Below are 1,589 nucleotides of genomic sequence, written 5' to 3'. Positions count from 1 at the left end.
TTAGGAGGCTTAATGGCTGGGGGGAGCATCAAACTAAAAAATAGCCAGCCCAATAATTTGGTTGATCGAAGGTTGCATATTGTTGTACTGTCGCGCAAAGTGTCAATTACAGGTTTGGTAGACAAAAGGGCTGACTATGGAACATTCTAAACGTATGAATTGGGATAAGCTATTATGTCCGGCGAGATTTGACGATTCTTCGACGCATGACACGCGGGACGTTAGAAGTCCTTTTCAGAAAGATATCGATAGGATAGTTTTTTCAAGTCACTTTAGGAGGTTGGGAAGAAAAACTCAAGTCCATCCTCTGAACGAGAATGACCACATCCATACAAGGCTTTCTCACAGTATAGAAACATCCTCCGTAGGCAGAAGTCTTGGGCAACACGTTGGGATATTATTGAAAAAAAACTCTGAACTCCCAAATTCTATTGCTGAAGAGCACGTTGGTCAAATTGTGCAAGCAGCATGTCTCGCCCACGACATAGGAAATCCACCATTTGGGCATGCCGGAGAAGCTGCAATCAAGTCTTGGTTTAAAAGTAAAAAACAAGCATTGACTTCAGATCCCATTCTATTGGGAACAAAAACTCTTTTGTTGTCATTGCCAATTCCTAGCGATATAATAAAGACAATTACAGAAAGCATAGCTCAAAATGCGGCTGAGGCTTCAGGAATTAATGCTTTGATAACAAAAGACCAATGTGGAGATTTTTTGAAGTTTGATGGTAACGCTATGGCGTTCAGAGTTGTAACGAAGACAGGTTTTGATGCGGGCAGTAATGGCATGAGGCCAACTTATGCAATGCTTGGGGCTATGTTGAAGTATCCATATTTATCCGAGTATGCAGACAAAGATAAGTTTGGCTGCTTTCTTTCGGAAAAAGACATTCTTGTCCGAGCTGCCAAAGAATTGGGTTTATTGAAGCATCATGGGGGACAAGATAGGTATTCGCGTCATCCCTTGGCATACCTTGTTGAAGCCGCAGATGATATTTGCTATAGAATAATGGACATTGAAGACGGCGTAGAGTTAAGGCTTGTTCAGAGCGACTTTCTGTACGAAAAAATCTACAAAAATCATAGTCATGAAGATGCTGGAGAGTTTCAGAAAGGTGCCACGCGAACAGTGAACTCGAAAATCCGAGCAAAAATAATGCAGGAATGCATTTTTGAGATTGTTCACTGTTTTGAAGCCAATTACGACGCAATTATGCGCGGTGAGTTTGAAGGAAGCCTAATGGAGTGTGTGTCTAACAATGATTCTGTTTGCAAAACTGTAATGAGTCAATATTCAATTTTGTCCAATGACCTTTTTTTGTCACGACGAAAGGTCGAGCTTGAGATTGGAGCACGGATGACAATAGGGCGATTGCTCGATTGTTTTTTGTCTATTGTTGGAGATATTTGCAACGGCTCACCTCATGAGGCCGAAAATCAGGTTGCAGTTTTTTTGGGAAAGGATAAATTTGACCAGTTAAAAGAACAAGCTGATTGTCCATACAACGCATTTTTGTTGGCTTTAGACTACGTGACGGGAATGACAGATCACTATGCTGTCGTGCTAAGCAAGCGATTTGCGGGGTTAG

1 protein-coding gene is annotated in these 1,589 nt (G+C 41.5%); it reads left to right on the top strand.

What is annotated here, in order from left to right; translation table 11 throughout:
- Nucleotides 1–136 precede the first annotated feature (136 nt).
- Nucleotides 137–1,589 (top strand): dGTP triphosphohydrolase (gene dgt, locus QQS14_RS16355; RefSeq protein ID WP_285908087.1); only part of this gene is annotated, 1,453 nt, incomplete at its 3' end.

Source organism: Pseudodesulfovibrio pelocollis (genome assembly GCF_030282845.1).
Classification (GTDB): Bacteria; Desulfobacterota; Desulfovibrionia; order Desulfovibrionales; family Desulfovibrionaceae; genus Pseudodesulfovibrio; species Pseudodesulfovibrio pelocollis.
This window is presented reverse-complemented; position numbering and strand designations above follow the sequence as displayed.